The 327-nt window shown below is 65.1% G+C and carries 1 pseudogene; it reads right to left on the bottom strand.

Annotated features, from left to right (window positions below):
* Positions 1-140: 140 nt before the first annotated feature.
* Positions 141-327 (bottom strand): annotated as a pseudogene (locus tag NE591_RS13540) (phenylacetate--CoA ligase family protein); the annotation flags it as partial.

The raw sequence follows: 327 nt of genomic DNA, 5'->3' as shown, positions 1-327 counted from the left end.
AACAGGTAGTGCTGTCCCGAAATGGCGAAATCGTAAGAGGTCATACAGGTTCCCTTCTTCGATGGGATCTCTTCGTGTGACATGATACCCGATAGCCGGGCGAAGCGCCTCGCCCGGCTTTCGGATCGAAAATTCGCTGCCTACTTCGCGCTGCTGCGCTCGTCGATGAAGCGGCTCGCCTTGTGCTCGGAGGACGTGCCGAGCTTGCCGGCGTCGTAGACGATGACGCGGGCCGGCTTCACGCCGGTGTGGGCCTTCCGCGCCGCCGTCACGCGGGCGGCCACGGCGTCGAAGGGCTCGTCGGAGCCCTGGGCGCGCTCCACGGAC

Origin of the sequence: Adlercreutzia sp. DFI.6.23 (assembly GCF_024462535.1) — a bacterium.
In the GTDB taxonomy this organism is placed as follows: Bacteria; Actinomycetota; Coriobacteriia; order Coriobacteriales; family Eggerthellaceae; genus Adlercreutzia; species Adlercreutzia rubneri.
The sequence above is the reverse complement of the archived record's forward strand: the minus strand, read 5'-3'. Positions and strand labels throughout refer to the sequence as shown.